Here is a 24239-nt window from a genome sequence, read left to right on the forward strand (position 1 = left end):
GAAGCCCCTCTTCGGTGTGCCTGTCCGACAGCGACGCGAACGCCGGCTCTCGAGGTCAGATCTCAAGGCCAGAGCTCGATGTCGGATCGTCGGACGATGTTGGATCCGACGTGGCCGGGAGTCAATGCATTGTCCGACATTCGGACAATTCCCTGGGCTACATTGTGGGTATGAACTCGATCAACATCGACCGCTCCAGCGTCGTGGAACAGGTGGCCGACGCGCTGCGGGAGCAGTTGTTCGCCGGGCTGCTGCGACCCGGCACGGCCCTGCGGGAAGGGGCTCTCACCGAGAGCCTCAAGGTGTCCCGGAGTACCGTGCGGGAGGCGCTTCAGCTCCTCATCGGCGAGGGACTGCTCGTTCGGGAGCCGAACAAGGGCGTCATCGTCAGGCAGCTCAGCGAGGCGGAGGTCGACGACATCTTCCGCGCCCGGCGCATCCTCGAACTGTCCGCGGTACGGGCGGTCGTGGACGCCAGCCGCCGGGACCTGACCAATCTCACCAACAGGCTCGCCGCATACGAGGCCGCCGTCGAGGACGGGGGCCCGGTCGAGATCGCCCGGACCCACATCCAGTTCCATGTGGCGATCGTGGGCCTGCTAGGCAGCCCCCGGCTCACAGAGGTGGCCAGGTCCCTGCTGTCGGAACTACAACTGGCCATCTCCTCCGTGGACCGCTCGAGCGACGACCTGCCCGAGATGCTGCGGGTGCACCGGCAGATCGCGGACCTGATCAGGAAGGCCAAGGTCGAGGAGGCGGTCCAGCTGGTGGACCAGCACATCTCCAACGCCAAGGCGTTCGTCCCGGCGAGCCCCTGACCGAAGGACCACGGACCGAAGGGTGCCGGTCCGCTCGGGTCCGGCACCCTCGATCGCAGAAGCGCTCAGCGCGCGGCGAACCGTACGAACTGGGTCCAGCCGTCACGGGTGACGGTGAAGGAGGGACGTGTCACGTCCTTGGAGTCCCGTACATGGATGGTCTCCTTGGTGATGGCGATCTCTACGCAGTCGTCGCCCTGGCTGCCGCTGTAGCTGGACTTGAACCAGGCGAGTTCCGTCACGCTCATAGCTCTCCTCGCAGTCGCTCCAGCAAGCCCCGCGAGTCTTGGGGAGTCAGGGCTTGCGACCGCAGTCTGTCATAGCGGTGATGGAGGAGGCTCACCTCTTTCGGATCGGCGATCAGCCGACCGGTCTGCTGCCCTTCGCAATACGCGAGACGCCGCCGCTCAGGTGTTTCCAGGAGCCGCACAGGCCCGTCAAGGCAAGCATGCAACGCAGCTCCGAGGGGCACGACTTGGACTTGGACGTTGCGCAGTCCGGCGTACTCAAGCACGCGGTCGAGCAAGCCGCGCATCATCTCCGTACCGCCGAACCTTCGCCGGAAGACGGACTCCTCCACGATGAAGCTGAACGGAACCTCCGGCCGCTCGTAGAGCATCTTCTGCCGGTCCAACCGCGCGACGATCTGCGCATCCAGCCGCTCATCCGACAGTAGAGGCATGGTCCCCTCGAACACCGCCCGCGCGTAGTCCTCCGACTGCAACAACCCCGGCACCAGCCTGCACTCATACGTGCACAAGCTCACCGCCACCCGCTCCAGCCGCGCCCACCGCCGGAACCAGGCCGCGAGCCCCGGCTCGCCCCGCGTCAGATACGGCGCAGACTTCCGCAGCGCGCCCGTGTTCCCCAGCGCCTCCTCCCCTCTCTCCACAAACGACTCGTCCGGCATCCGCCGCCCCAGCTCCACCGACTCCACGGTGTGCTTGGAGAACCGGACCAGCTCCGCGAACTCAACCCGGCTGAGCCCCGCGTGTTCACGCAGGGCCTGGACGACGGCCCCGAAGGTCCGCAAACTGTCCGAGGGATCGGGCTCCCGCTCCCAGTCGCAATTGTCAGTCGCCATACGCGGCCACCTCCAGCATGTGTACGTGTGAGGCCCCCGCGCTCAACCCATCCAGAATGGCCGACCGATCACCGTACCGTCTACCGAAAGTGCCCGTACGCTGACGCTGCGTACGCGGCGCGCCCCTCGCGAAGCCCCCGGCACACCCACCACTGTGCCGCCATGAACCAAGGCACGACGCCCCAACTCCCCGCCACCGCTCACACCTTCACCCAGCGCCTGTCCTCCACCCGACGCGGGGCCAGGCTCGCCCGGCTGCTCGCCGCCGAACAGCTGCGCACCTGGCCGGTGTCACCCGATGTCGCCGAACGCGCCGAGCTGATCGTGGCCGAGCTGGCATCGAACGCGGCGCTGCACGGACGCGTCCCGGGCCGGGACTTCCGACTCGCCCTGACCCTCACCCTCGCCGGAACAAGGGCCGTTCTCCGCATCGAAGTCACGGACACCCGCGGCGAGAAGCTGCCCGCACTCCAGCCACCCCCACCCCCGGATCGCGAATCCGGCCGAGGTCTGCTCCTGGTCGCCGCGCTCGCCGACCGCTGGGGCACGGAACCGAATGAGCCCGTGGGCAAGACCGCATGGGCGGCACTCGATCTCGGCACACGACCACAGGCACGCCCGTCAGCACTCTGATCGCGGCCACACTGAAACGGGTGAATCATATTCCTCTGGCACATGCCGACAACTCTCCGCGCGCTAGCGTATTCATATGGTCACTTCGTTACATGAGGCCTCGCACCGGATATTCCAGGAGCGACCTGACATCCTCGCCCCCGTCTTCCGGGTCCTGGGGGTGCCGCTGGCCGAGAAGGCATCCGTCGAGGTACTGACTCCCGACACCACCGAGATCCGGCCGCTGGAACGCCGGGTGGACAGCGTGCTTCGGGTCACCCCACCCGACGGCGATGACTTCCTCCTCGCCATCGAATCCCAGGGGCGCCGCGACCCGGACAAGCCAAGAAGCTGGACGTACTACCTCGCCCACCTCCAGGCGAAATACGAGAGCCCCGTCCTGCTCCTCGTCGTCTGCCAGGACAAGGCCACCGCCAACTGGGCGGCCGGTCCGTTTACGGTCGGCATCGAGGGCTGGACGGCGCTCAGCATGCACCCACTGGTCCTCGGGCCAGGCAACGTCCCCGCGATCATCGATCCGGAGAAGGCGGCCCAGGATCTGACACTGGCCACCTTCTGCGCCATGACACACGCCCGGGACCGGGACATCGGCGCCATACTGGACGCGCTGGCACGTGCACTGGACTCGACCGACCGACACTCCGCCCGCTACTACACCGAACTACTGGAGATCGGCCTGGCCGACTCCCCGGCCGGAGCCACCTGGAAGGAGCTAATGATGGTGAGTACTTTCTTCCCCGGACGCGGCACGATGATGGAGAAGGCATACCTCGAAGGCGAGGCCGAGGGGATGGCCAAGGGGGAGGCCAAGGGGATGGCTCACGCAGTCGTGCGCCTCCTTCGCCGCCGCGACATCACGGTCTCCCCGGAAGCGGAGCAAACGATCACGGAATGCGCGGACCTGGAGAAGCTCGACCTCTGGTGCGATCGCGCACTCACCGCGACCCGCGTCGAGGACCTGTTCACCGCGGACTGATGACGCGGCGAGTCCCCCGCCTGCCCCATAGCCCCTCCGGTGCCGTCGGCCGGAGGGGCCACCCATGCCCCATGCCGCCCGACGACACCATCACCGATTGTCAGACCCCGATGCCATTCTGTAACCAAGGGCAATCACGGGGAGGGCGTCATGGGCGACAGGACACCGAAGTACTTCGCGCTTGAGGCAGCGCGACGCGAACTGGGCCTGGGGTCGGCAGAGTTCGCACTGGGCATCGAGCACGGATTGATCCGGACGAGTCGGAGCCGGGACGAGCGGCGCATCCGCGCCGACGAAGTCGCCCGGTGGCGGAAGAGCCTGGGTGAACTCGCGGAGCAGACCCGGCTGGTGGGCGCTGCCGAGGCCGCCGGGCTCGCCGGGGTCAGTGAACGTCGCTTCGGACAGTTGGCCCGCCTAGGAATCGTCCGCCCGGTCCGTTCGTACACCAACCGCTACCACGTCGAGGTCTGGTTGTACTCGGCCATGGAGACCCGGCAGATCCCGCAGCACCATCCCGAACTGGTCGGCCCCCGGCTGCCCGGTGCCCTCCTCGCCGAACTGGCCTCTGGCATTGACCGGCGAGCCGAGGCATTTCGTGCACGACGGCGTGCGCAGGCGTTGCTGACGCTTCCCGATGCGTGGACGAGAGCAGCCGCCTGGTCGCACTGGTCGGGGACCGAGCAACCGCCGCCGGGCCGTAAGCCGATCACCGCGGACGAGCTCGTCCATCTCGCTCGGCGTACCGCGGAAGCGGACTTGGCGCGCGCTCTCGACCCGCAGGCCAGGCCCGGAGCCGACGTGCCCGGCACCGACGTGCCCGGGGCCGACACCGTCTCGCCGGAGGAACGGACCGCGATCGCACGAGGATTCGCGGACGCCCTGCGCAAGGCCCGCCGCGGCCGGCCGGCCCCCGCGCTCGTTCCTCCGGCCGAGGCAGCGGCCCGGCTCGGCTGCGCGCCGGAGAAACTTCCCCAGGAGTACCGCGTGCATGGCGTTCCCCAGGATCTGCTGGAGCAGAGCCTCGCCGAGGGCCACCCCTTCGTGCCCCCGCCGTCCCGGCTCGGCACACAGCGCACCCGTCAGGCGGCCCAGCGCCGCAGGCAGGAGAGGCAGGCCGCCCGGGAAGCCGCGGAGACCGCCCGGCAGGAGCGCGAGAGGCGGGAGCGTGAGGCGGCCACGCGCGCCCGGGCCCGTGTCCCTTCACGTTCGGTCGCGCCGAACGTCACCCTCCACCTCGGCCCCACCAACTCGGGCAAGACGCACGACGCCCTCGCTTTCCTGGCCGCCCGCGCCGAAGCCGGGAAGACCGGCGTGTACGTCGCACCGCTGCGCATGCTCGCCTACGAGGTGTACGAGCGGTTGTGCATCCGCCTGGGTACGGACAGGGTCGGCCTGCGAACCGGCGAGGAACAGCGTGGCCCGACGGCTCCGGTGCTCTGCTGCACCGCGGAGGCGGCTCCCATCGCGGGTGATGTGCTGGTCGTCGACGAGGCGCACTGGCTTCTCGACGACGGACGGGGGCACTCCTGGACCCGCCTTCTGCTCAGCGGGGCGCACGACGATGTCCACATCGCCGCCGCACCGGAGACGGAGGCCCTGCTGCGGAAGATGTTCGCTCCGGACGCGGCTGTCTCCGTGGTCCGCCACGCCCGCGCGGGCGCGCTCACACGGGCCGACGCGTTCCTCGCCGCCACACTCCCGCAGGGCAGTGCCGTCGTCGCCTTCTCCCGCAAGGCCGTGCTCGCCCTCCACCGCGAGCTGGTCGAGATGAACCGCTCGACGACGGTCCTGTACGGGGCCATGCCTCCCGCGACCCGCCGCGAGCAGATCCGCCGGCTGGCCGAAGGAGAAGTGGACGTGATCGTCACGACGGATGTGATCGGCCACGGCGTCAACCTCCCACTGCGCGCGGTGGCGTTCGCGGAGACGAATAAATACGACGGCAGATCCCGCAGAGAGCTGCTGCTCTGGGAAGCCGCTCAGATCGCGGGGCGGGCCGGCCGACGGGGTCATGACGCCGGCGAGGGGCTCGTCGCCGTATACCGCAGCCGTCTCCCGGGCCTCACCGCCTCCCCTCGGCTTGTGGACCGCGCCGTCGCGGCGGCCAACGGGTCGGCCTCAACCGGACTGCGTGCACAGGCAGCCCCGCTGCGTCCCGCCTGGACGGACCTCGGGCGGCCACAACCGGGGGAGATCCCGCACGCCCTCACCGGTTGGACGGCTGCGGCTCGCACGGCCGCCGAAGAACACCCTTGGCTGCGGCCGATGCCCGTAGACGGACTCCGCGCCAAACTGTATGCGGCGAGGCAGGCAGCGGGAGTACCGGCCGCGGTCGACGCTCCTTGGCCACAGGACGGTCAGATGGTCTGGCAGCTGATCACTCTTCCCGTGGACGTGGGCCGCCCGACACATCCGGCGATCTGCCGGGCAGTGCTTCGGGGCACCTCCCTGCGGAGCCTGCTCCGCCCGTGCACCGCCATCGCGACCATGGACCTCGCCATGGCCGAGGAGTACGCGGCCACCATGCGCGACCTGCGCACGGCCGCCCTGGCTTTCGACGGCGTATGTGGGAGCGTCACTTCCGAAGAAGCCGCGGCAGGAGAGGAAGCGGCAAGCACTCGGATCATCCGACTCGTCGCCTCCTCCCGCCCCTTGTCCGCTCATGGTGTGTGCGCCGAATGCGCCCGGCCCTGCGCTCCCTGGTTCATGTACTGCGGCGCCTGCTATGGGTCCCCCTTCGACCAGTACTGGTGACGGGAAGTGCACGGGCAGCGGCCTCGGCGAGTGCGGGCCTGGCGAACCGTTCGACGGCTGTGGCCACCAGGGCCCCGGGCCCGGGGCCACAGCCACGTGTCAGGCCGCACCGTCCACGGGACGCGCCGCGACGCTGCGGCTCCTGCCGCCGGTCACGGCGAGGTACAGCAAGCCGGAGACGATGACCCCGATGAACCAGCTGTACGGCCCGAGCGTCGCGCTGTAGTCGGCCGGGCCGTAGACCGGGAGGAGGCTGGAGAAGACCGCGCCGACGACGGCCGCGGCGAAGGCGCGGACGTTCCAACCGCGCTGGAAGCGGAACTCGCCATTCTCCCGGTAGAGCGCCGCGACGTCGATCCGCGACTTCCGGATCAGGTAGTAGTCCACGACGATCACGCCGAAGATCGGGCCCATGGTCGAGCCGATGGCGTTGACGAAGCTCGGCGCGTTGTCCCACGGGTGCAGCGGGTAGAGCAGGAGCGCGATGACGGCGGCGAGCAGGCCGCCGCGCCGGAAGTCGATGTACTTCGGGGCGAGGTTGGCGAAGTCGAAGGCCGGGCTGACGAAGTTGGCGACGACGTTGATGCCCAGCGTGGCGACCGCGAAGGTCAGGGCGGCGAGCAGGACGAGGAAGACGCTGTCGAACTTGGCGGAGATCTCGGCCGGTTCCAGGATCACCTGGCCGTACACCTTGCTGGCCGCGGCCGTGGTCAGGGCGGCGACGAACGAGAAGAGGATGAGGTTGACCGGCAGCCCCCAGACATTCCCCTTGCGCAGCGTCTTCTCGTCGGGCACGAATCGCGCGAAGTCGCCGAAGTTGAGGAACAGTGCGGCGAAGTAGGTGACCCAGGTCGCCGCGATCGCCGCGATGGCGGCCGGCGAGCCCGGGGTCACGTTCAGGCCCGTCGAGTTCTTGGCGAGCGTGGCGAGTTCGTCGGCCGGCATGTCGACCGAGAAGGACAGCGCGCCGGCCTTGACCGACAGCGCGACGGCGAGGACCAGCATCATCAGCCAGACGACCGGCCCGGCGAAGTCCTGGAAGCGGCGCACCGTCTCCATTCCCTTGCTGATGATCAGCAACTGGGCGGCCCACACCCCCAGGAAGCACACCACTTCCAGTCCGCTGTGGCCCAGCAGGTGGGTCGTCTCATGGAGGTGTCTGGGGCCGCCGTAGCGGGTGAGGAACGCGACGATCGCGCCGGCCGCCGCGCTGGTCTGCGCCCCGTACCAGAAGGTGGCGACCACGGCCCGCACCAGAGCCGGGACGTTCGCGCCGAAGGTGCCGAACGACGCCCGGGCGAGCACGGGATACGGCACGCCGGTCCGCACCCCAGCCTTGCCGATCAGCGTCATCAGCCCGTAGATCACCAGCGAGCCGACGCCGATCCCGATGATGAACTTGAAGGTGCCGCCCGCGACGAGAAACAGGCTGGCGGCCAGGAAGTAGCCGTACAGGCTGTGCACGTCCGACGTCCAGACGTTGAAGACGCTGAACGCTCCCCACTTCCGTTCGGAGGCCGGAGCCAGGTCGTCGTTGTAGAGCCGGGGAGAGTGCTCCGGCACCTGGGTCGAGGTCGAGGTGGAGGCCATGCCCTTCGTCGTCACGCTTGCTCCTTGCCGAGTCGACATGCGGAAGCACCTCTACGCTGCCGCGCCGCAGACAAGGTGCACAGATGACGTACAGGGAAGGGCCGACGTTTTTCGTCCGGATTCCGGATACGTGACAGACACGTCAACACATCGGAAGTCGCATTTCAGCAGACGGAAAACGGCGATGACCGTGGCGTGTGTCAAGTGAGGCCGGCGTCGCGGGCCAGGAGGGCCGCTTGGAGGCGGTTGGTGACCTCGAGCGCGGTGAGGATACGGCTGACGTGGGCTTTGACGGTGCTCTCGCGCATGCCGAGGTCGGTGGCGATATCGGCGTTGGTGCAGCCGCGGGCGAGGAGGGCCAACACCTGGTGTTCGCGCGGGGTGAGTTGTTCGAGCCGGGTGCGGGCGGCGGCGGCCCGCGGCTGGTTGGCCTGGTGGTAGTGGTCGATGAGGCGGCGGGCCGCGGTGGGGTGGAGCATGGCCGATCCGGCGGCGACGAGGTGGACGGCACGCAGGATCTCGGCGGGGTCGGCGTCCTTGAGGAGGAAGCCGTCGGCTCCGGCGGCGAGGGCGTTGTGGCAGTTGGCCCTTCCTCCGCTGATCGCGATCTGCGCGTGCGCCGTGGTGGCGGGCGACTTCCTGGCGCACCGCACCGGACATGTCCTCGGCCACCGCCTGCGCACCGGCCGCCTCGGCCGCCGCCTGCCCGCCGCGGCATGGCAGCGCGCCGAGACGCTGATGGCCCGGCACGGTGGGCACGCCGTCTTCCTCGCCCGCTTCCTCCCGGTGCTCCGCACCCTGACCCCGCACCTCGCGGGCGCCGCCCGCCTGCCCTACCGCCGCATCGCCCCCTACAGCGTGGTGGCCGCCCCGCTGTGGGCCACCGCCGAGGCCGGCACCGGATACGTGGCCGCCACCTCCGTCCAGCGGGCCCTGGCTCTCGGCGCCCCCGCGCTCGCCGTGGCCGTGGCGGTGGTGGCCGGAGCCGCACTGATCTGGACGAAGCTCCGCGCCAACGCGCCCCGCCGGATCGCCGTCGTCCCGACGACGGCGCGAACGACGAACCGGACGGCTGACCTGCCCTCGGACGGCTACGCCAGCGCGCGGTCGAGCGAGTCCAGCAACCACGTGTGCGCCTCGCCGACGGTGACGTCCTCGCCCGTGATGTCGCCGACGAGCTCCCAGTAGCGGCGCAGGCTCGAGCTCCGATCGACCGCCGCGGTGCGCAGTAGGGTGCGCCGGAACGTCAGGCTGTCCCGCGTGCCCCGTGTCGTGGCGTGCGCCTCGACGAACCGGTCGAGCAACGGTCCGGGCCCCGGCCGCTCCCCCACCCGTACGCGGGCGCGCGCAAGCTCGCACGCTTCGCCGATTCCCCCGTCCAGCAGGGCGTTCTGGTAGGCGACGAACTCGTCGCCGGTACGTGTACGGGCCCAGATCTGCTGCCGCAGCCGGTGGTCGTCGACGATCGCGACGAGGGTGGCGTAGGCGACCACCTGCTCGGGAGTGGGGTCGTCCGGTGGCTCGGGGACGCTGACCGAGATGAACATGCTCGCGCCGTCTTCGGACATCGAGGGCAGTGCGGGCAGCGCGGTCCGGCTCCAGAACGCCTCGAGCAGGTGCTGTGCCGCCCGGCCGTCCGTGACCACGGCCAGCAGTTCCAACCTCGCGGCCCGCTCGGCCGGTGCTGCCTGTTCGACCGCCCGGAGCGAGGCGCGGCGCCAGGCCAGTGTGGCCAGCTCGATGTCGATCTTCGCGCGCTCCTGCGCGGCGACTTCGGCGATGGAACGCCGGCCGCTGAGCACGCTGTCGATCGCCGTCAGTCCGAGTCCGAGTGCGCGTAGCCGGCGCAGCAGCGTCACCCGGTCGACCGTGTCCGGGAGGAAGCGACGGTGTCCGCCGGTGCTGCGGACCGACTCGACGAAGCCCTCGTCGCAGTAGAAGCGGATCGTACGGACGGGCAGGCCGGTCAGCTGTGAGAGCTCGCCGATGGACAGCGTGTCCGCGCGCACTTGAACCTCCACCCGGGTGGAGTTCCTACCCTACGCCGCATGACACAGCCTCATATCGACCAACTGGCCTCGGGCCTGCTCACACAGATCGCGGCGTTCGCGGACGCCGTGGACGGCGCCGACTGGGACGCCCCCGTGCCGACCTGCCCGGAGTGGCCGCTCCGGGTCCTCGTCGGACACCTCGGGCAGGCGCCGCGCTGGGCGGCGGGAATCGTACGTGGCGGTACGCCCGACGGCATCCCTGATCCCCGTGAAGCAGTGCCCCCGCGGGACTGGCGGGCATGGCTGGTCGCGGGGGCTTCGGAGCTTGTCGAGTCGGTACGGGCGGTCGGTCCCGGCACACAGGTCTGGACGCTCACCGGGCCGGGACCTGCGTCGTCATGGCTGCGGCAGAGGACGCACGACGCATCGGTCCATGCCGTCGATGCCGCCCTGCTGGCCGGTGTGCCGTACGCCATCGAGCCCGACCTCGCGGCGGACGCCGTGACCCAATGCCTGGAACTGCTGTCTTCACAGGTGGCCGCGTTGCGGGGTACGGGCTCGATCGGGCTGCGACCTGCCGAGCAGTCGATCGAGGGGTGGGTGATCACGCGCACGCCGACGGGGGTGTCGTGGCGGCGGGGGTCGGGGCCGACGGACGTCACCGTGACGGGTGCTGTGGCCGACCTGCTGTTGGTGCTGATGCGCCGCCTGCCGCCACAGCGCGTGGCGATCGACGGGGACGGGCAGCTGTTCGACCACTGGCTGGCCCATTCCGCGCTGTAGGCAGGCCGGTGGTGTGTCTCCGGAACAGGGCCTGAGGGGTACTGCCAGCCCCCCGGTAGAGCCGTACCCCTTTGACGACTCCGCCCGACCGTGGCCGGTGTTTTTCTGAATACAGAACACCACTCGATCCGCCTTCGAACCGAACGGCAGAAAGGCCACACCATGACCACCGCACAGGAACGCATCACCACGCCGTTCGGGCCGGAGACCACCGCGGCAAGGGTGGTGGAGGGCGTCGACCTGACCGGGCGCCGGGCCGTCGTCACCGGGGCGTCCTCGGGAATCGGCATGGAGACCGCGCGAGCCCTGGCCGCCGCGGGCGCCGAGGTCACCCTCGCCGTCCGCGACCTCGAAGCGGGCAGTAGGGCCGCGGCGGACATCACCGCCACCACCGGCAACGACCGCGTTCTCGTATCGTCGCTCGACCTGGCCGACCAGACCTCGGTGGCCGCCTTCGCGGCCGGGTGGCACGCTCCCCTGCACATCCTGGTGAACAACGCCGGCGTCATGGCCACCCCCGAGACACATACCCCCGAGGGCTGGGAGCTGCAGTTCGCCACCAACCACCTCGGCCACTTCGCCCTGACCACCGGACTGCACGCCGCGCTGAAGGAGGCCGGTGACGCCCGGGTGGTGCAGGTCAGCTCGGTCGGCCACATCAATGGCGACGTCCACTTCGAGGACATCAACTTCGCGCACCGCCCCTACGACCCGTGGGCCGCCTACAGCCAGTCCAAGACCGCGAACATTCTGTTCACGGTCGAGGCCGCCCGACGCTGGTCCGGGGACGGCATCAGCGTCAACGCCCTCAACCCCGGCCGGATCGCCGACACCAACCTCGCCCGGCACATAGGCGCTCCCACCAACGCACCGGCCTCGTTCGAACCGGGACGGAGCGACGGCGTATCGGTGAAGAACACGCAGCAGGGCGCCGCCACATCCGTACTGCTCGCGGCCTCCCCGCTGGTCGAGGGTGTGAGTGGCCGGTACTTCGAGGACTGCGACGAAGCCGAGAGGCACCAGCCGGGCATCCGGCGCGGCGTGGCCGCCTACGCCCTCGACCCGGCGAGGGCGGCACGGCTGTGGCAGGTCTCCCTCGACATGCTGGCCCACGCAAGATGAGCCTCGGGCCAGGGGGTCCGGCAGTACCCCTCAGAGCCGCCTCCGCGAGACGAGCCGACCGTACGGTAGGAAACGTGAATGCCTCTCCGTCCCGAACCGGCGACAACAACGAACTGCGGGAGTTCCTGCGCTCACGCCGGGCACGTGTCACGCCGGAGGAAGCCGGGCTGACGCCCTCGGCCACCGTGCGCCGGGTACCGGGCCTGAGGCGCGAGGAAGTCGCCCAGCTGGCCGGTGTCAGCGTCGACTACTACGTACGCCTGGAGCGCGGACGACAGCCCAACGTGTCCGAATCGGTCCTGGAGGCCATCGCCCGCGCGCTACGGCTGACCGCTGACGAACGCCAGTACCTGTTCGCCCTCGTCAAACCGGTGCGCACCCGCCCCAGAGTGCTGGCGCCGCAACGGGTGCGCCCGGCGCTGTACCGCGTGCTGGAGAGCATGGCCGATACGCCGGCCCTGGTCATCGGCCGCCGGACGGACGTACTGGCCACCAACAGACTGGCCCGCGCGCTCTATGTGGACTTCGACGCCATGCCGCGGCGCGAGCGGAACCTGGCTCGTTTCACCTTCCTCGACGCAAGGGCCCGCGCACTCTACGCCGACTGGACAGCGGTGGCACAGGCGGCCGTCGCAGCACTTCGCGTGTACGCGGGCGACCACCCGCACGACCCGCAGCTGGCCGAGCTGATCGGCGAGCTCTCCCTGCGGGACACGGACTTCCGGCACTGGTGGGCCGCACACGACGTGCGGCGCCGGACGTACGGCTCGAAACACTTCCGCCACCCCCTGGTGGGCGACCTCCACCTCGACTACGAGGCCTTGGCGGTCACCGGCGACCCGGAACAGGTCCTCGGCGTCTACACCGCGGAGCCCGGCTCGCCGTCCGCCGAAGCGCTCGGCTTGCTGGCCGGCTGGACCGCGGACACGGCAGAACGGATGACCACGAGAGGGCGCGGCGCGCCTTAGTGGACCGGTCGGTGTAATCGGGCCTCGGGTCGCGAACCTCGGGTCGCGAACCCCACCCGTCACCCGAAGAATGACACTATGGGCACTCATGAACAGAAAGTCGCCGTCATCACCGGCGCCTCGCAGGGCATAGGCGCCGCCCTCGCCGACGCCTACCGCAAACTCGGCTACGCCGTCGTCGCCACGTCCCGCACCATCGCCCCCTCCCCCGACGCGGCCGTCCTGACCGTCCCCGGCGACATCGCCGACCCCGCCACCGCCGAACGTGTCATCGCCACCGCCATCGAGCGGTTCGGCCGCGTCGACACCCTGGTCAACAACGCGGGCATCTTCGTCACCAAGCCCTTCACCGACTACACCCAGGACGACTACGCCGCCGTGACGGCCGTCAACCTCGCCGGTTTCTTCCACATCACCCAACTGGCCATCGAGCAGATGCTCACCCAGGGCGGCGGGCACATCGTCAACATCACCACCAGCCTGGTCGACAACGCCGACTCCCGCGTCCCCTCCGTACTGGCCTCACTGACCAAAGGCGGCCTCCAGTCCGCCACCAAGTCCCTCGCCATCGAATACGCCACCCGCGGCATCCGCACCAACGCCGTCTCACCCGGCACCATCAGGACCCCCATGCACCCCGAGGAGACCATCGCGGCCCTCGCCGCACTGCACCCGGTCGGCCGGCTGGGCGAGGTGAGCGACATCGTGGACGCGGTGATCTACCTGGAGAACGCCCCGTTCGTCACCGGCGAAATCCTCCACGTCGACGGCGGCGTCAGCGCGGGCCATTGAAATGGGCGCCGGGACGGGCACCCTGACGGTGGAGGGCGTGATCAGCCCCCTCGGCTCTGCGCGCCGCCTGCTCCCCCGGCGCCCTGCGCTACGGCGGCCGCCGTCAGCGACTGCGTGCGCACCCATCACCGCGATCGACAGGGGCAGCGGTGGCATTGGTAGCGTCGGCGTGTGCCGTGCCGGCCGGTACGGTGTGCCGCTCGACCGAGAGATACGTGATGTCCCTGACGATTCGCAGGGCCGTGATCCCCGCCGCCGGGCTCGGCTCCCGTCTGCTGCCACTGACGAAGGCGACACCGAAGGAGATGCTCCCGGTCGGTGACAAGCCGGTCATCGAGCACACCGTGCGCGAACTGGTGGACTCCGGCATCACCGACATCACCATCGTCGTCTCCGGCGGCAAGAGCCTTATACAGGACCACTTCCGCCCCAACCCCTCCCTCGTCGAACAACTCCGCGAAGACGGCAAGACGGCCTACGCGGACGCGGTGGAGGAGGTCGCGGAGCTGGCCCGCCGGGGCCACATCACCTACCTCGACCAGTACGGCCCGTACGGCAACGGCACCCCGGTGCTGAACGCTGCCCGTGCCTTCGGCGACGAGCCGGTGCTGGTGCTGTGGCCCGACGACGTCTTCGTGGCCGAGGTCCCCCGCGCCCAGCAGTTGATCCGCGCGTATGAGCAGACCGGCTGCCCGGTGCTGGCCCTCATGCCGATGGACCCCAACGAGTCGCAGCGCTATGGCGTGCCCATCGTCAAGGAAGACCTCGGAGACGGCCAACTGCGCATCACCGGCCTGGTCGAAAAGCCCACGCCCGCTGCCGCCCCGTCGTCGTACGCGGCGATCGGCGGCTATGTCGTCACCCCCGGCATCATCGACGAACTGCGTGAGCAGACCCGCCGCTGGTACGAACACAAGACCGGCGAGGTCTACCTGACCGACGCCATCAACGCCTACGCCTCCACCCGCGCGGTGTACGGGCAGGTCATCAAGGGCCGCTGGTACGACACCGGCAACCCGGCCGACTACCTCGTCGCCCAGATGGCGTCCGCCCTCGCCCACCCGGAGTACGGCCCCGTCCTGCGCGGCCTGGTCGCCGGACTCGACGTCGACCGCGCTGCCGCCCTCCGGTCGGAAACCAACACCTGACCTGCCGCTTTCTGTCCTGGGCCGGCCGCCGGCAGCGAGCGGCCCAGGACAGGGAGCCCAGGTGTTCCGGAGGAAACCCCTACGGCGCGGTCGCGCTGTGGCGGGCGCGGATGAGCGCGATCACGGTGTCGGCGGTGTGGTCGACGTAGCTGCGGCCATCGGGCAGCCACGCCTCGGGGCTGATGTAGCTGTGCACCCCGAGGTGGGTGGCCGGGTCGAGCCGGTGCACGGTGATCTTCCCGGCGCGGTCGGCCCGGTTCCATCCGCTGCGGCGGAACAGCCGCCAGCGCTGAGGGAAGATCCAGGTGCCGACCCGCTCGATCCAGTCGCTCGCGCTGGTGAGCTGATGTACGTGCTCGGCATGGGTGAGGTCGTTGGCGCCGTTGTGGAACCCGCCGAGCGTAATCAACAGGAGCGGGGAGCGTAGCTGGGTGTGCAATTCCTCGACCGCGCCGGTGGCGACCTGGGCGCCGCCGCTGTAGCTGAGCAGCACCACGGGGATACCGCTGTCGGGCCGGTAGCCGGCGAGCCGGAGCTGAGTGGCGATCTGGGAACCGACGGCCCGGTTGTACAGGGGGCGGTACCGGCGGTCGGCGGCGACGAAGATCTGCATGACATTGTGCAGGAACAGCAGCAGCCCGATGTGGCGGCGCAGCCACACCCACACCGGCCGATCTGCAAGCGGGTCGGCCAGCGGCGAGTAGGGCTGCACCTGCCCCAGCACCCGCAGCTCCGGCGCTCCGGCGATCAGGGCCTTGACCAGCTGGCCGCCGTCCCGGGTGTCGCGGACGCGGCGTTTCCCGATGCCGTCCAGGTAGACGAGGTAGGCATCCGGGGGACCGTCGGGGGCCGCGCCCCGGGCGTAGGGCACGCCCTCCGGGAGCTCGGTGGTGGGGGCCCGCCAGCCGGCGCTGTAGGCCAGCACCTCGTAGCGGGCCAGCAGAGCTTCGGCGAGCAGAACCGGACCGAGCACACAGACCCAGACCAGGAGATCGTTCATGCGGTCGGCTCCAGCGCCTTGGTCGCACTGAGCCTCACGACCAGCCGACGGACAGCCTCCACCGCGATACCGAGCCCGAGCCCGGAGACGGCCACGCAACCGGCGGCGGCCCACCAGCCCAGCCCGGTCGCCGCGGCGAGCGGATCGGCCAGACCGGCTCCGACCCCCACGAAGAGCAGCAGGTGGAGCAGGGGCCCGAGCAGCGGGAACGCTAGGACGGCAGCGAGCACCAGCGGGGCGACCAGGCCGGGTGTCCACGCCAACCCGTCGCCTTGCAGCGGAGGGGACAGCACCAGCTTGGCCAGGGTCCACGCGGTCAGCGGCCACAGCGCGAACACAGCGCTCTCGACGAGGCCACCGGGCAGCAGCAACCCGGCCACAAAAGTCCGCGACATGCCAGGCCGGCGCGCTACCAGAGGCAGGATGCGCCCGGCTGCCTCCGACAGCCCGGCGACCAGCAGCAGGACGATGACGACAGGTGACATCGCTCAGCCTCGCTGTGATGGATCGCCGGGAGCCGGCCGGCTGACCGGGCCGGCCGCATGCAGGTACGTTTCGAGTTCGTCGGCGGCTCGCCGATATCCCCCCGCCTCGTGCTGGGCGGCCTGCACGGTGGTCGCGGCTGCCTGGAACCGGGGGTCGTCGAGCAGGCGACGGGCGAGGGCTCGTACGGAGTCCTCGGTGACGTCCTCCGTACGGATCGACAGGCCGGCGCCGAGCTCGGTGACGCGTCGGGCCACGATCGGCTGGTCGGCGCCCTGCGGGACCACCAGCAAGGGAACCCCGGCGTACAGGGCCTCGTTGGCGCTGTTCATCCCGCCGTGGGTGACGAAGACCGCCGCGCGGGCCAGTACCTCCAGTTGCGGCACGGAGCGGCGGGCGAGCACGTTGGCCGGCAACGGACCCAGCGCGGCGGGATCGGTCTGCCCGGTGGAGACGATCACGGTGCCGCCCAGCGGAGCGAGCGCGGCGGCGAAGGTGCGCAGCAGCCGCGGGTCGGCGTTGAACACCGTGCCCAGCGAGGCGTACAGCACCGGGTCCCGCAGCTGATCGGCCGGGAACGACGGGTCGACGAGGCGGGCGCCGATGCTTGGGCCGACGAACCGGTAGGACTCGTCGAAGTCCTCGACGGCAGGCTGGAACGCCCGCGAGGTGTAGACCAGATTGAGCGGCTGGCGGATGCTTCCCACGTCGACCGGTGGCAACCCACGCGTGTCGAAGCGGCGGCGCAGCTCCCAGCGCGACCGCAGGTAGCCCTGGATGCTGCGGGGCCGAGCCGCCGCCGCGGCCAGCAGGTCCCACGAGCCGCGGGTGGGGCTGGGCACATGCCGGTTGAACGCGAACGTCGTGTGCGACGCCGCCGCCGGCACCTTGAGTTCGCGGGCAGCGACCGCGCCCCACAGACAAGCATTGTCGTGGACGATCAGGTCGGGCCGGACGCGGCGCAGGTCGGTGAGCACAGCGGGCAGCAGGCGGACGGCGGTGTGCGCAAGCCCCTCTATGAGCGTGAGCGGCGTGGGCCGTTCGGGGAGCGGCTGCTCGCCCCCGGGGTAGAGGCACACCGTCGCGCCGGTGGCCTCGATCTCCTCACGGAACGCGGGCGAGGTGTAGTACGTGACGGTATGGCCGCGCCGGACGAGCTCGGCCACGACCGGCAGCGTCGGGTTGACGCGCCCGTGCATGGCGATGTTGAGGAACGCGATGGTACTCACAGGCCGGCCCCCAAGACGGCGGAAGCCGATACCGCGCCCGCACCGGCCGATGTCGCCGGAGGATCGTCGGCCCGGTACAGGCCCGGCCCACTGATGCGCAGCCCGTCGAGAAAGCGCCCCGCCGCCAGGGACGCGGTGCTGATCAGCCGCTGGGAATGGCCGAAGTCCCACGGGGCGGGCCATGCCTCTATGCCGGTCGGCAGGACGACGGTCGGGATGTGCTTCGACACCTCGTGCAGGTCACGCTCGATCTGGTGGTGCAACAGCAGCAGCCCGGCCCTGGAGGCGATCGCACGGGCACGTCGGCGCGGAAGGGTGGGGCGCAACGGCGCGCTCTCCGGCCCGGTCGACACCACGACCACGCTGGCCGCCCCAGCCTGCTGGGCCGCCAGTACCGGGACATAGGCGATCACTCCACCGTCGACGAGCGTCCGGCCCTCACGATGCACCGGGGGCAGAATCCCGGGAATGGCCGCGCTGGCCAGCAGCGCGGACTCGAGGTCTCCGTGGTCGAGCAGCGCCGAAGCACCGGTGACCAGGTCCATGGCCACCGCGGTGAACGGGACCGCCAGCTGCTCGATCCGCGACGGCAGCCCAGCCCGAGCGATGAGTCGACGCAGGCCGCGATCGGTGAAAATACTCGCCCGGGAGGACAGGTAGCCGAGCGGATACACCTCACGGCGACGCAACTGGGTCCATACGTGGTCCAGCCACGGCGCGGCCTTGTCGGGGTGGGCGGCCGCGATTGCCCCGTTGAGGGCGCCCACCGAGGTTCCGATGATCATGTCCGGGTTGAATCCGCGCTGCTCCAGCGCGTACCCCACACCAACGTGTGCCGCCCCGAGCACACCGCCGGCGCCCACCACCACGGCCACGGGACGGGGAAGGGCGCGCAATCCCGCCGAGGTCGCGTCTTCGGGCGGCCGGCCCGCTGAAGCCGGAGCGTGCCAATGCACCGACCTGCGGCGATAAGTAACCCTCATGATCAACCTCTCTCACCACGGCACCGGACCCGTGGGTTCCCGTGGTTAGACCGAGGGACCACCCGATCTGTGACACGCCGAGGCTCGTCTCGGGATCTCCGCACCTTCACGCGCGCGGCGTCGCGACACTGACAGAGGACAGCGACTGAGCAGCACTATTACGGAGGAGCACCAAGCCATGTCCGAGACCGTGGACGCGCCCGTCATCCTGAGCAACGAGCCCGGGAGCTTCGCCCGGAGCGTGCTGGCCGAGCGTCATCCGGCGCTCATCGAGAGGGTACGCGCAGCCTTCCCGTACGGCCCCGGGCAGCACCGGGCGCTCGATGCCCTGCTCACGGAGTGCACCGAGGGCGTGATCAGCCCCCTCGGCCCTGCCGCGTCAGACCACGACCAGTGGGCGGAATGGGGCGGGGGCTGCTTCGGCCGCTCCTGGTTCGATGTGCCGTTCCTGTGGGCGGAGAGCTACTTCTACCGGAAACTCCTCGAAGCGGTGGGATACTTCGCGACGGGCCCATGGCAAGGCATCGACCCTTTCCGGCCCTTCAAGCAGGCGGAGTTGCACACCGAAGAGGCAGAAGTCGAGCTGACGGCGGTGGACCGCCTCGCGCTGCGGCCCGTCGATGAGCAGGCCCAGGCGCTCCTGTACGGGTCTCTGTGGGGCAACCGCGCGGACCTCGGCTTCAGCATGACCCCCGGCAGCCACGCGACAACCGGCACCGAAAGCCCACTCATCGCGGACGACTCAGCCGCACTGTGGTCGCTGCTGCCCGCCGGAGGTCCGAACACGGTCTGCCTCGTCGCGGACAACGCGGGCCGCGAACTCGTCCCCGACCTGCTCCTCATCGACCACCTGCTGCGGCACCAGCACGCCGAACACATCACCCTCCACATCAAGCCGTACCCGTACTACGTCTCCGACGCCACAACCGCCGACGTGATCGACTGCCTGCGCCACCTGAAGCAGGCCGACGGTGTCGCCGGCGTGGTCGGCAAGCGGCTCTGGGAGTCCATCAGCCGCGGTCGGCTCACGCTTCGAAGCCATGACTTCTTCTGCGCACCGCTGCCGTATGCGGATATGCCCGAAGACCTGAGCCAGGAGTTCGCAGACGCCACCGTGACCATCATGAAGGGCGACCTGAACTACCGCCGCCTCGTGGGCGATCAGCTCTGGCCCGCGACCACGTCATTCGCGGAGCGCACCGCGTACTTCCCCAGCCCCGTGGCGGCCCTGCGCACGCTGAAGTCCGACGTGATCGTCGGACTCGACGAGCGAACAGAAGCAACGCTCACCGCCGCACACGACCAGCGGTGGCGCACCAGCGGCACCCACGCGCTCATTCAGGTGGCGGCGATCACACGAAAAAGCGGGCCGTGACCGTTGAGTCACAACCCGCGCCATCCGTATACGAAGGAGTGTCCGAGGGGGGATACGCACCATACGTACACGCCCGTCTTGCGGGGCGAGCTGCTCCTGCCGTAGCCACGGGTTCGAGTCCTTGGCAGGGCGCTAGCGCAGCGTTCTCCACCAGGAAGATCCATTCGACGATTACCATGTCGGGTCGGCCTGTGGCCAGCCCCGGTGGCGTTGGCGACCAGACCGGCCAGCGGTGAGGGTCAGCCTGTGCGGAGCAGAGAACAGGCTGCGGTCATGGCCGGGAACCCCTGGATCGATGGGGCTGGGGTGTCAGCCGGAGCAGCGCGCGGGCATCAGACGGCGGGGGACCGCGTCGAGCTGAACCACGCCACCCCTCCTCCACCCGCAGGCCGGCCATGCGCCCAGCCGCGGGCCCGTCCTCGTCCACGTGGCGCCACACAACTTGACGATCACCGATACTATTAAGGAGCTTAGTACAGAGGCTCTGCTGCCAAGGCGAAAGAGAAGTCAGTGGTTAACGAGCGTCCCCCCTCGAGTGGCATGCCCTTGACCGACCACGCTCCCCATGCCTTCTACGGGATCCACTCCACGGCGGAGGAGCAGAGCGGTGGCTACGCAGGGTACGACGCCTACCAGGCCCGTAGCTTCGGCGAGCCCAGTCCCGCCTACAGCGACGAAGACCCGCTGTTCGGCCCGATGCCCTGCGCCTACGCCGCTGGCGCGTACAACGCCGTCGAGTATGGGATGGATCAGCACGCCACCGGCAGCTACGGCATGGGACAGGACAGCCTCCACGTACACGACACCACGACGGCCGCATGTGGCGCGTATCCCACCTATCAGGAGGTATACGACACCTACGGCTTCAGTAGCGCCCCGGCGCCGTACGCCACCGGCTTTGAGTCAGCCCCGGACGTACCGCCCCGGGCCGGTTCTGGCACTGGCGACCTGTCGGCTCCGAGCTGTCACTGGGGCATGACCCGTGAGGCAGACCCCGCCGAGCAGTGGCATACCGACGATTACGCCGTTGCGGACATCGGCCACGAGGAGCACACACAGACTTGGAGCGCGCGCTCCTCCGCCGATGCCGACGTTCCTCTCGACTCCTCTCGCTCACCCGGCTCCCCTGAGGACCCGGACGCCTCCGAATCCAGCCCTGTCGCTCTGTCGATATCGCACCGCGCCCCAAGCCGCAGCCGCAAGCGCCGTGGGACCAACCGACGTTCCGCGCTGCTGACCGTGGCTGCACCGTCCGTCGCCTTCCTGGGCGTCGCGGGCATAGCCGCTGCCTCCGTCACCCTCGACGACCAGAGCGAGAAGACCGAGCAAGCCATCCCGGACACACCGCCGGCTGTCGACGTACAGGCCGCCAACGGCAAGATCGACTCGCAGCTCGCCGGTCTCACCGGCGATGCGGAGGACTTCGCCGACCGGGCCAGCCGCACGCAGGAGCGCATCGACCTGAGGCAGCGGCGGCTGAAGGAGCAAGAGCAGAGGAGGGCGGAGGCAGCACGAAAGAGGGCGGAAGCGGCACGCAAGGAAGCGCTTCGACCGAAGTTCGCGCTCCCCGTCACCCAGCGAGGTGTCGGCGAGCTCTTCGGGGCGGCCGGTTCCATGTGGTCCAACCGACACACCGGACTCGATTTCCCGGTGCCCATGAACACTCCGGTGATGGCCGTGACCGACGGCACGGTCGAAGCCAAGTGGAATCGCTTCTACGGAAACATGGTCATCATCACGGCCCCAGATGGCACGGAAACCTGGTACTGCCACCTCGCCGGCGCCAAGCTCCGGAACGGCCATGTCAAAGCCGGGGAGGTGATCGCCTTCGCCGGTAGCTCCGGAAACTCATCTGGACCACACCTGCATCTCGAAGTCCACCCGGGCGGCGGCGACGCGATCGACCCGCTGGCATGGCTGCGCAGCCACGGCCTCGAGCCGACCTGACGGTGGCGCTCGGCCCACCCGTGCCCGACGGCACCTGGTCCGTACGCGTGGTGCGCAACCGCTTCGTCATAGAGTCCCCGCATCATGACTGGGCTCTGCCCGACGGCGACGATACGGCGGTGGCCGGGGTGCTGCGGGCCTACCGCGCCCGCTCCGCGGCGCGGCGGAGGAAACGTCCGGGCCTGGTGCTGCCCTTCCGCAACCGCGGCGCGGCCGCCGGCACGTCGCTGTCCCATCCGCACTCCCAGATCGTGGCCACCCCGATCGTCCCACTGCGCCAGCGACAGCTGTTCGACATCGCGCGCACGCCGCAGGTCCTCGATGCCTCCACCTCGCGGCCCGCGCGCCCGGCCGCGCTGAGGCATGCCACCTTCATACCGGGAAGGGACACGTCGGCGTCCGCCGCCCCAGGGCGAAGCTCATCGCCCGCCGCTGCCGCCCCGGGTCGCCGAGGCCACGAACATCGGCACGGCGAGGAAAAGCCGCCCTCTTGCGGCCCGGTTCTCCTGTTCCGCGACCCAGGCGTCAGCCCTGTCCCGTTCGATCGCGCCGATGGAGCACGCTGCCTCCGCGATACCTACCAGCATTGGCAGCATTGTGGAGTCGGTGAAGATCCCGGCGTGCACCTCGACCGCCACCTCCCGGAAGCCGGCCTCCAGCAGGAGATTTCTGTAGCGCCGGGCGGTACGCGGGCCCGGCACCATGTCCGCGCGGGCCTGCACGATGGCCCGAGTGAGCCCGGCGTCCTCCGCGTCGATGACGAGCATGTCCCAGTCCTGACCGATCAGAACGGCCCGCCCGCCCGGGGCGAGGACACGTTTCGCCTCGTCGATCGCCCGTGCCGGGTCTTCCAGCTCGTGGTACATCTTCTCGGCTCGATATCCGTCAGCCTCCCCGTCGCCGATCGGCAGGTCGTAGGCGTCGGCGATACGGAAGTCCGCGGCAGGCCAGCGTCCGCGCGCCGCGGCGACCATCGTCTCGTCGGTATCGAATCCGATGGCTCGAGCCCGCAGTTGGGCCAGCTCCCCGACAGCCCGTCCTGCACCGCAGCCGACATCCACCACGGCCTTCCCGGGAACCACGCCGAGCAATTCATATGACCGCTGCCTCAGTTGCACTGCACCGGGTACCTCGTCGACCACGTCGAGGAGCGCGATCAGCTCCTCCGTTCCACTCCGGCTGTCGACGACCTGTGTCGTTGCCTCGTTGTTGACCATACGAAGCAGGCTGCGACTTAATGCCGACATGAAGTCAAGCGATGAACGCGAGACGGTGCCCATCGGATCCCTCGCCGAGCGATTCGGCCTGGCCACGCACGTCCTGCGGCACTGGGAATCCATGGGCCTGCTGCAGCCACACCGGGACCGCGGCGGTCGCCGCCGCTACACCCACGACCACTTCGTACGCGTCGCGGTGATCCTGCGCGCCAAGGAAGCCGGACTGGGCCTCGACGCCATCCGCGACATGATGACGGCCTCGGGCCCCGCCGCACGGCGGGCCACCCTGCTGCGCGAGCGCGACGCGCTCCGGCGACACATAGCCGAGGCTCAGGCCGCTCTTGACCTGATGCAGTGTGCGCTCGACTGCGACCACGAGGACTTCACGACGTGCCCGCACTTCCAGCAGCTGATCGCCGACCGCATCGGCCTCGACGCGCCCCCGCACGTCCCGGTGTAGCGACGGACAGGTGCGACGGCCGGCGTGCCTGAATCAGTGGCTGCCGCCTGACACGTCGAGACGCTTGGTGAAGGTCTTGCCACCGTCCTTGGACTCGTAGATGCCGTTCTGGGTGGCCGCGAGAACCCGTTGGGTGTCGACGGCGGTCAGGGCCTGCGGCTGGCCACCGGGAACCGCGGCGGTCTTCTTCCACGTGGACGCGCCGTCGGTGCTGCGGTGGAGCCCGCCCGACGTGTCGATCCCGTACAGCGCGCCGTCCTGCGCCCAGGACACGTAGGCCATCACCGACCGCAGTCCGGCCTTGAAAGTCTTGCCGCCGTCGGTGCTCTTGGCGACACCGTCCGCGGTGGTCGCCAGCACGGTGTTCGCATCGTCGGGGTTGACCGCGATGTCCAGCGCATCCAGGCGTGCCCGGTCGTCCCAGGAGACTCCGTCCTTGCTGACGCGCAGCAGGCCGTTGGTGCTGTCGAGGCCGTAGATCGTGCCGCCCGCGTAGTCGAGGGCGTGGAAGTCCACCTTTCCGGCGAGGGAACGCGTCTTCCAGCTCTTCCCGGAGTCGGCGCTCTCGATCAGGCCGCGGTTCGCGGGTGCGTCGGTACCCGGGGCGGGGTGGCCGCTGGCCAGGAACGTCTTCGCCTTGGCCACGGTGAAGCCCATGAAGTCGTCCTTGCTGTCGCCGACCCGCTGGGCCTCCTTGCCGCGCCCCGGAGTGAAGATCCCTTCGTGCGTGGCGACGTAGAGCCGCCCGTCTGCGGGGTCGGTACCGAGCCCATGGACATGGCTCACCGCCGACTGGGATGAATCCGAGGTGTCGCCGCCGGAGGAGCAGGCGCCCAATCCCAGAGCGAGCGCCGCTGTCGCGGCGAGGAGCCACTTCCGCATTTTT

General features: G+C 69.8%; 23 protein-coding genes and 2 pseudogenes. 14 read left to right on the forward strand and 11 right to left on the reverse strand.

The window, feature by feature from the left end:
* Nucleotides 1–170: 170 nt before the first annotated feature.
* Nucleotides 171–818: a GntR family transcriptional regulator gene (locus tag ACWDSL_RS16635; RefSeq protein ID WP_450485933.1), complete on the forward strand. Its 648-nt coding sequence runs from the start codon at nucleotides 171–173 to the stop codon at nucleotides 816–818.
* A gap of 65 nt (nucleotides 819–883) precedes the next feature.
* On the opposite strand, the gene ACWDSL_RS16640 is transcribed toward ACWDSL_RS16635, so the two are convergent.
* Both ACWDSL_RS16640 and ACWDSL_RS16645 read right to left on the reverse strand, forming a co-directional pair.
* Nucleotides 884–1066 (reverse strand): DUF397 domain-containing protein, encoded by a 183-nt coding sequence (locus ACWDSL_RS16640; protein ID WP_450485935.1) that lies wholly within the window; start codon nucleotides 1064–1066, stop codon nucleotides 884–886.
* On the reverse strand, nucleotides 1063–1902 hold the full coding sequence (locus ACWDSL_RS16645; protein WP_450485937.1) for a helix-turn-helix domain-containing protein: 840 nt from the start codon (nucleotides 1900–1902) through the stop codon (nucleotides 1063–1065). Before ACWDSL_RS16645 ends, ACWDSL_RS16640 begins: the two co-directional genes overlap by 4 nt.
* 162 nt (nucleotides 1903–2064) lie before the next feature.
* Between ACWDSL_RS16645 and ACWDSL_RS16650 the strand changes: the two genes are divergently transcribed.
* The 3 genes from ACWDSL_RS16650 (at nucleotide 2065) to ACWDSL_RS16660 (ending at nucleotide 6265) form a co-directional block, all read left to right on the forward strand.
* Complete coding sequence (locus ACWDSL_RS16650; RefSeq protein ID WP_450485939.1) at nucleotides 2065–2535, forward strand: ATP-binding protein; 471 nt, start codon at nucleotides 2065–2067, stop codon at nucleotides 2533–2535.
* 76 nt (nucleotides 2536–2611) lie between these two features.
* Nucleotides 2612–3511, forward strand: coding sequence for a hypothetical protein (locus ACWDSL_RS16655; RefSeq protein ID WP_450485941.1), 900 nt, complete (start codon nucleotides 2612–2614; stop codon nucleotides 3509–3511).
* A 150-nt stretch (nucleotides 3512–3661) separates the two neighbouring features.
* Entirely contained in the window at nucleotides 3662–6265 is a 2604-nt protein-coding gene (locus ACWDSL_RS16660; protein WP_450485943.1) for a DUF6397 family protein, read from the forward strand.
* A gap of 99 nt (nucleotides 6266–6364) precedes the next feature.
* Here ACWDSL_RS16660 and ACWDSL_RS16665 read toward each other — a convergent pair whose 3' ends face one another.
* Nucleotides 6365–7870, reverse strand: a complete 1506-nt coding sequence (locus ACWDSL_RS16665) for an NCS1 family nucleobase:cation symporter-1 (RefSeq protein ID WP_450485945.1) — start codon at nucleotides 7868–7870, stop codon at nucleotides 6365–6367.
* A 185-nt stretch (nucleotides 7871–8055) separates the two neighbouring features.
* A pseudogene (locus ACWDSL_RS16670) lies at nucleotides 8056–8433 on the reverse strand (LuxR C-terminal-related transcriptional regulator); the annotation flags it as partial.
* A 43-nt stretch (nucleotides 8434–8476) separates the two neighbouring features.
* On the opposite strand from ACWDSL_RS16670, the gene ACWDSL_RS16675 reads away from it, so the two are divergent.
* Complete coding sequence (locus ACWDSL_RS16675) at nucleotides 8477–9043, forward strand: DedA family protein (protein ID WP_450485947.1); 567 nt, start codon at nucleotides 8477–8479, stop codon at nucleotides 9041–9043.
* Here the strand turns inward: ACWDSL_RS16675 and ACWDSL_RS16680 are convergent.
* Nucleotides 8947–9864, reverse strand: coding sequence for a MerR family transcriptional regulator (locus ACWDSL_RS16680; RefSeq protein ID WP_450485949.1), 918 nt, complete (start codon nucleotides 9862–9864; stop codon nucleotides 8947–8949). The two genes, ACWDSL_RS16675 and ACWDSL_RS16680, sit on opposite strands and share 97 nt — an antisense overlap.
* Nucleotides 9865–9903: 39 nt before the next feature.
* Between ACWDSL_RS16680 and ACWDSL_RS16685 the strand changes: the two genes are divergently transcribed.
* The 5 genes from ACWDSL_RS16685 (at nucleotide 9904) to ACWDSL_RS16705 (ending at nucleotide 14659) form a co-directional block, all read left to right on the forward strand.
* Complete coding sequence (locus tag ACWDSL_RS16685; RefSeq protein ID WP_450485951.1) at nucleotides 9904–10629, forward strand: maleylpyruvate isomerase family mycothiol-dependent enzyme; 726 nt, start codon at nucleotides 9904–9906, stop codon at nucleotides 10627–10629.
* A gap of 162 nt (nucleotides 10630–10791) precedes the next feature.
* Nucleotides 10792–11751, forward strand: coding sequence for an SDR family NAD(P)-dependent oxidoreductase (locus tag ACWDSL_RS16690; protein WP_450485953.1), 960 nt, complete (start codon nucleotides 10792–10794; stop codon nucleotides 11749–11751).
* Between the two features lie 74 nt (nucleotides 11752–11825).
* Nucleotides 11826–12719, forward strand: coding sequence for a helix-turn-helix domain-containing protein (locus ACWDSL_RS16695; protein ID WP_450485955.1), 894 nt, complete (start codon nucleotides 11826–11828; stop codon nucleotides 12717–12719).
* Nucleotides 12720–12797: 78 nt separating this feature from the next.
* On the forward strand, nucleotides 12798–13511 hold the full coding sequence (locus tag ACWDSL_RS16700; protein WP_450485957.1) for an SDR family NAD(P)-dependent oxidoreductase: 714 nt from the start codon (nucleotides 12798–12800) through the stop codon (nucleotides 13509–13511).
* A 218-nt stretch (nucleotides 13512–13729) separates the two neighbouring features.
* The gene (locus ACWDSL_RS16705; protein WP_450485959.1) at nucleotides 13730–14659 is read left to right on the forward strand and encodes a UTP--glucose-1-phosphate uridylyltransferase; all 930 of its coding nucleotides are present in this window, start codon (nucleotides 13730–13732) and stop codon (nucleotides 14657–14659) included.
* Nucleotides 14660–14738: 79 nt separating this feature from the next.
* Here ACWDSL_RS16705 and ACWDSL_RS16710 read toward each other — a convergent pair whose 3' ends face one another.
* Genes ACWDSL_RS16710 through ACWDSL_RS16725 form a run of 4 tightly spaced genes read right to left on the reverse strand, consistent with a single transcriptional unit; the run spans nucleotide 14739 to nucleotide 18246 of the window.
* Nucleotides 14739–15659, reverse strand: coding sequence for a hypothetical protein (locus ACWDSL_RS16710; RefSeq protein WP_450485961.1), 921 nt, complete (start codon nucleotides 15657–15659; stop codon nucleotides 14739–14741).
* Nucleotides 15656–16144, reverse strand: a complete 489-nt coding sequence (locus ACWDSL_RS16715) for a hypothetical protein (RefSeq protein WP_450485963.1) — start codon at nucleotides 16142–16144, stop codon at nucleotides 15656–15658. The genes ACWDSL_RS16710 and ACWDSL_RS16715 overlap by 4 nt, the downstream gene beginning before the upstream one ends.
* A 3-nt stretch (nucleotides 16145–16147) precedes the next feature.
* Entirely contained in the window at nucleotides 16148–17371 is a 1224-nt protein-coding gene (locus tag ACWDSL_RS16720) for a macrolide family glycosyltransferase (protein WP_450485965.1), read from the reverse strand.
* On the reverse strand, nucleotides 17368–18246 hold the full coding sequence (locus ACWDSL_RS16725) for a patatin-like phospholipase family protein (RefSeq protein WP_450485967.1): 879 nt from the start codon (nucleotides 18244–18246) through the stop codon (nucleotides 17368–17370). Before ACWDSL_RS16725 ends, ACWDSL_RS16720 begins: the two co-directional genes overlap by 4 nt.
* A 286-nt stretch (nucleotides 18247–18532) precedes the next feature.
* Between ACWDSL_RS16725 and ACWDSL_RS16730 the strand changes: the two genes are divergently transcribed.
* The 3 genes and pseudogenes from ACWDSL_RS16730 to ACWDSL_RS16740 form a co-directional block, all read left to right on the forward strand.
* Entirely contained in the window at nucleotides 18533–19729 is a 1197-nt protein-coding gene (locus ACWDSL_RS16730) for a damage-control phosphatase ARMT1 family protein (RefSeq protein WP_450485969.1), read from the forward strand.
* Between the two features lie 540 nt (nucleotides 19730–20269).
* Nucleotides 20270–21676 (forward strand): M23 family metallopeptidase, encoded by a 1407-nt coding sequence (locus ACWDSL_RS16735; RefSeq protein ID WP_450485971.1) that lies wholly within the window; start codon nucleotides 20270–20272, stop codon nucleotides 21674–21676.
* A pseudogene (locus ACWDSL_RS16740) lies at nucleotides 21643–21936 on the forward strand (hypothetical protein); the annotation flags it as partial. The gene ACWDSL_RS16735 and the pseudogene ACWDSL_RS16740, both read left to right, overlap by 34 nt.
* Before the next feature lie 159 nt (nucleotides 21937–22095).
* Here the strand turns inward: ACWDSL_RS16740 and ACWDSL_RS16745 are convergent.
* Entirely contained in the window at nucleotides 22096–22956 is an 861-nt protein-coding gene (locus tag ACWDSL_RS16745; protein WP_450485973.1) for a methyltransferase domain-containing protein, read from the reverse strand.
* On the opposite strand from ACWDSL_RS16745, the gene ACWDSL_RS16750 reads away from it, so the two are divergent.
* Nucleotides 22949–23353 (forward strand): MerR family transcriptional regulator, encoded by a 405-nt coding sequence (locus ACWDSL_RS16750; RefSeq protein WP_450485975.1) that lies wholly within the window; start codon nucleotides 22949–22951, stop codon nucleotides 23351–23353. The two genes, ACWDSL_RS16745 and ACWDSL_RS16750, sit on opposite strands and share 8 nt — an antisense overlap.
* 33 nt (nucleotides 23354–23386) lie before the next feature.
* On the opposite strand, the gene ACWDSL_RS16755 is transcribed toward ACWDSL_RS16750, so the two are convergent.
* Nucleotides 23387–24235, reverse strand: a complete 849-nt coding sequence (locus tag ACWDSL_RS16755) for a F510_1955 family glycosylhydrolase (RefSeq protein ID WP_450485977.1) — start codon at nucleotides 24233–24235, stop codon at nucleotides 23387–23389.
* Nucleotides 24236–24239: the final 4 nt, after the last annotated feature.

The sequence above is a fragment of the Streptomyces sp. NPDC000941 genome (genome assembly GCF_053599555.1).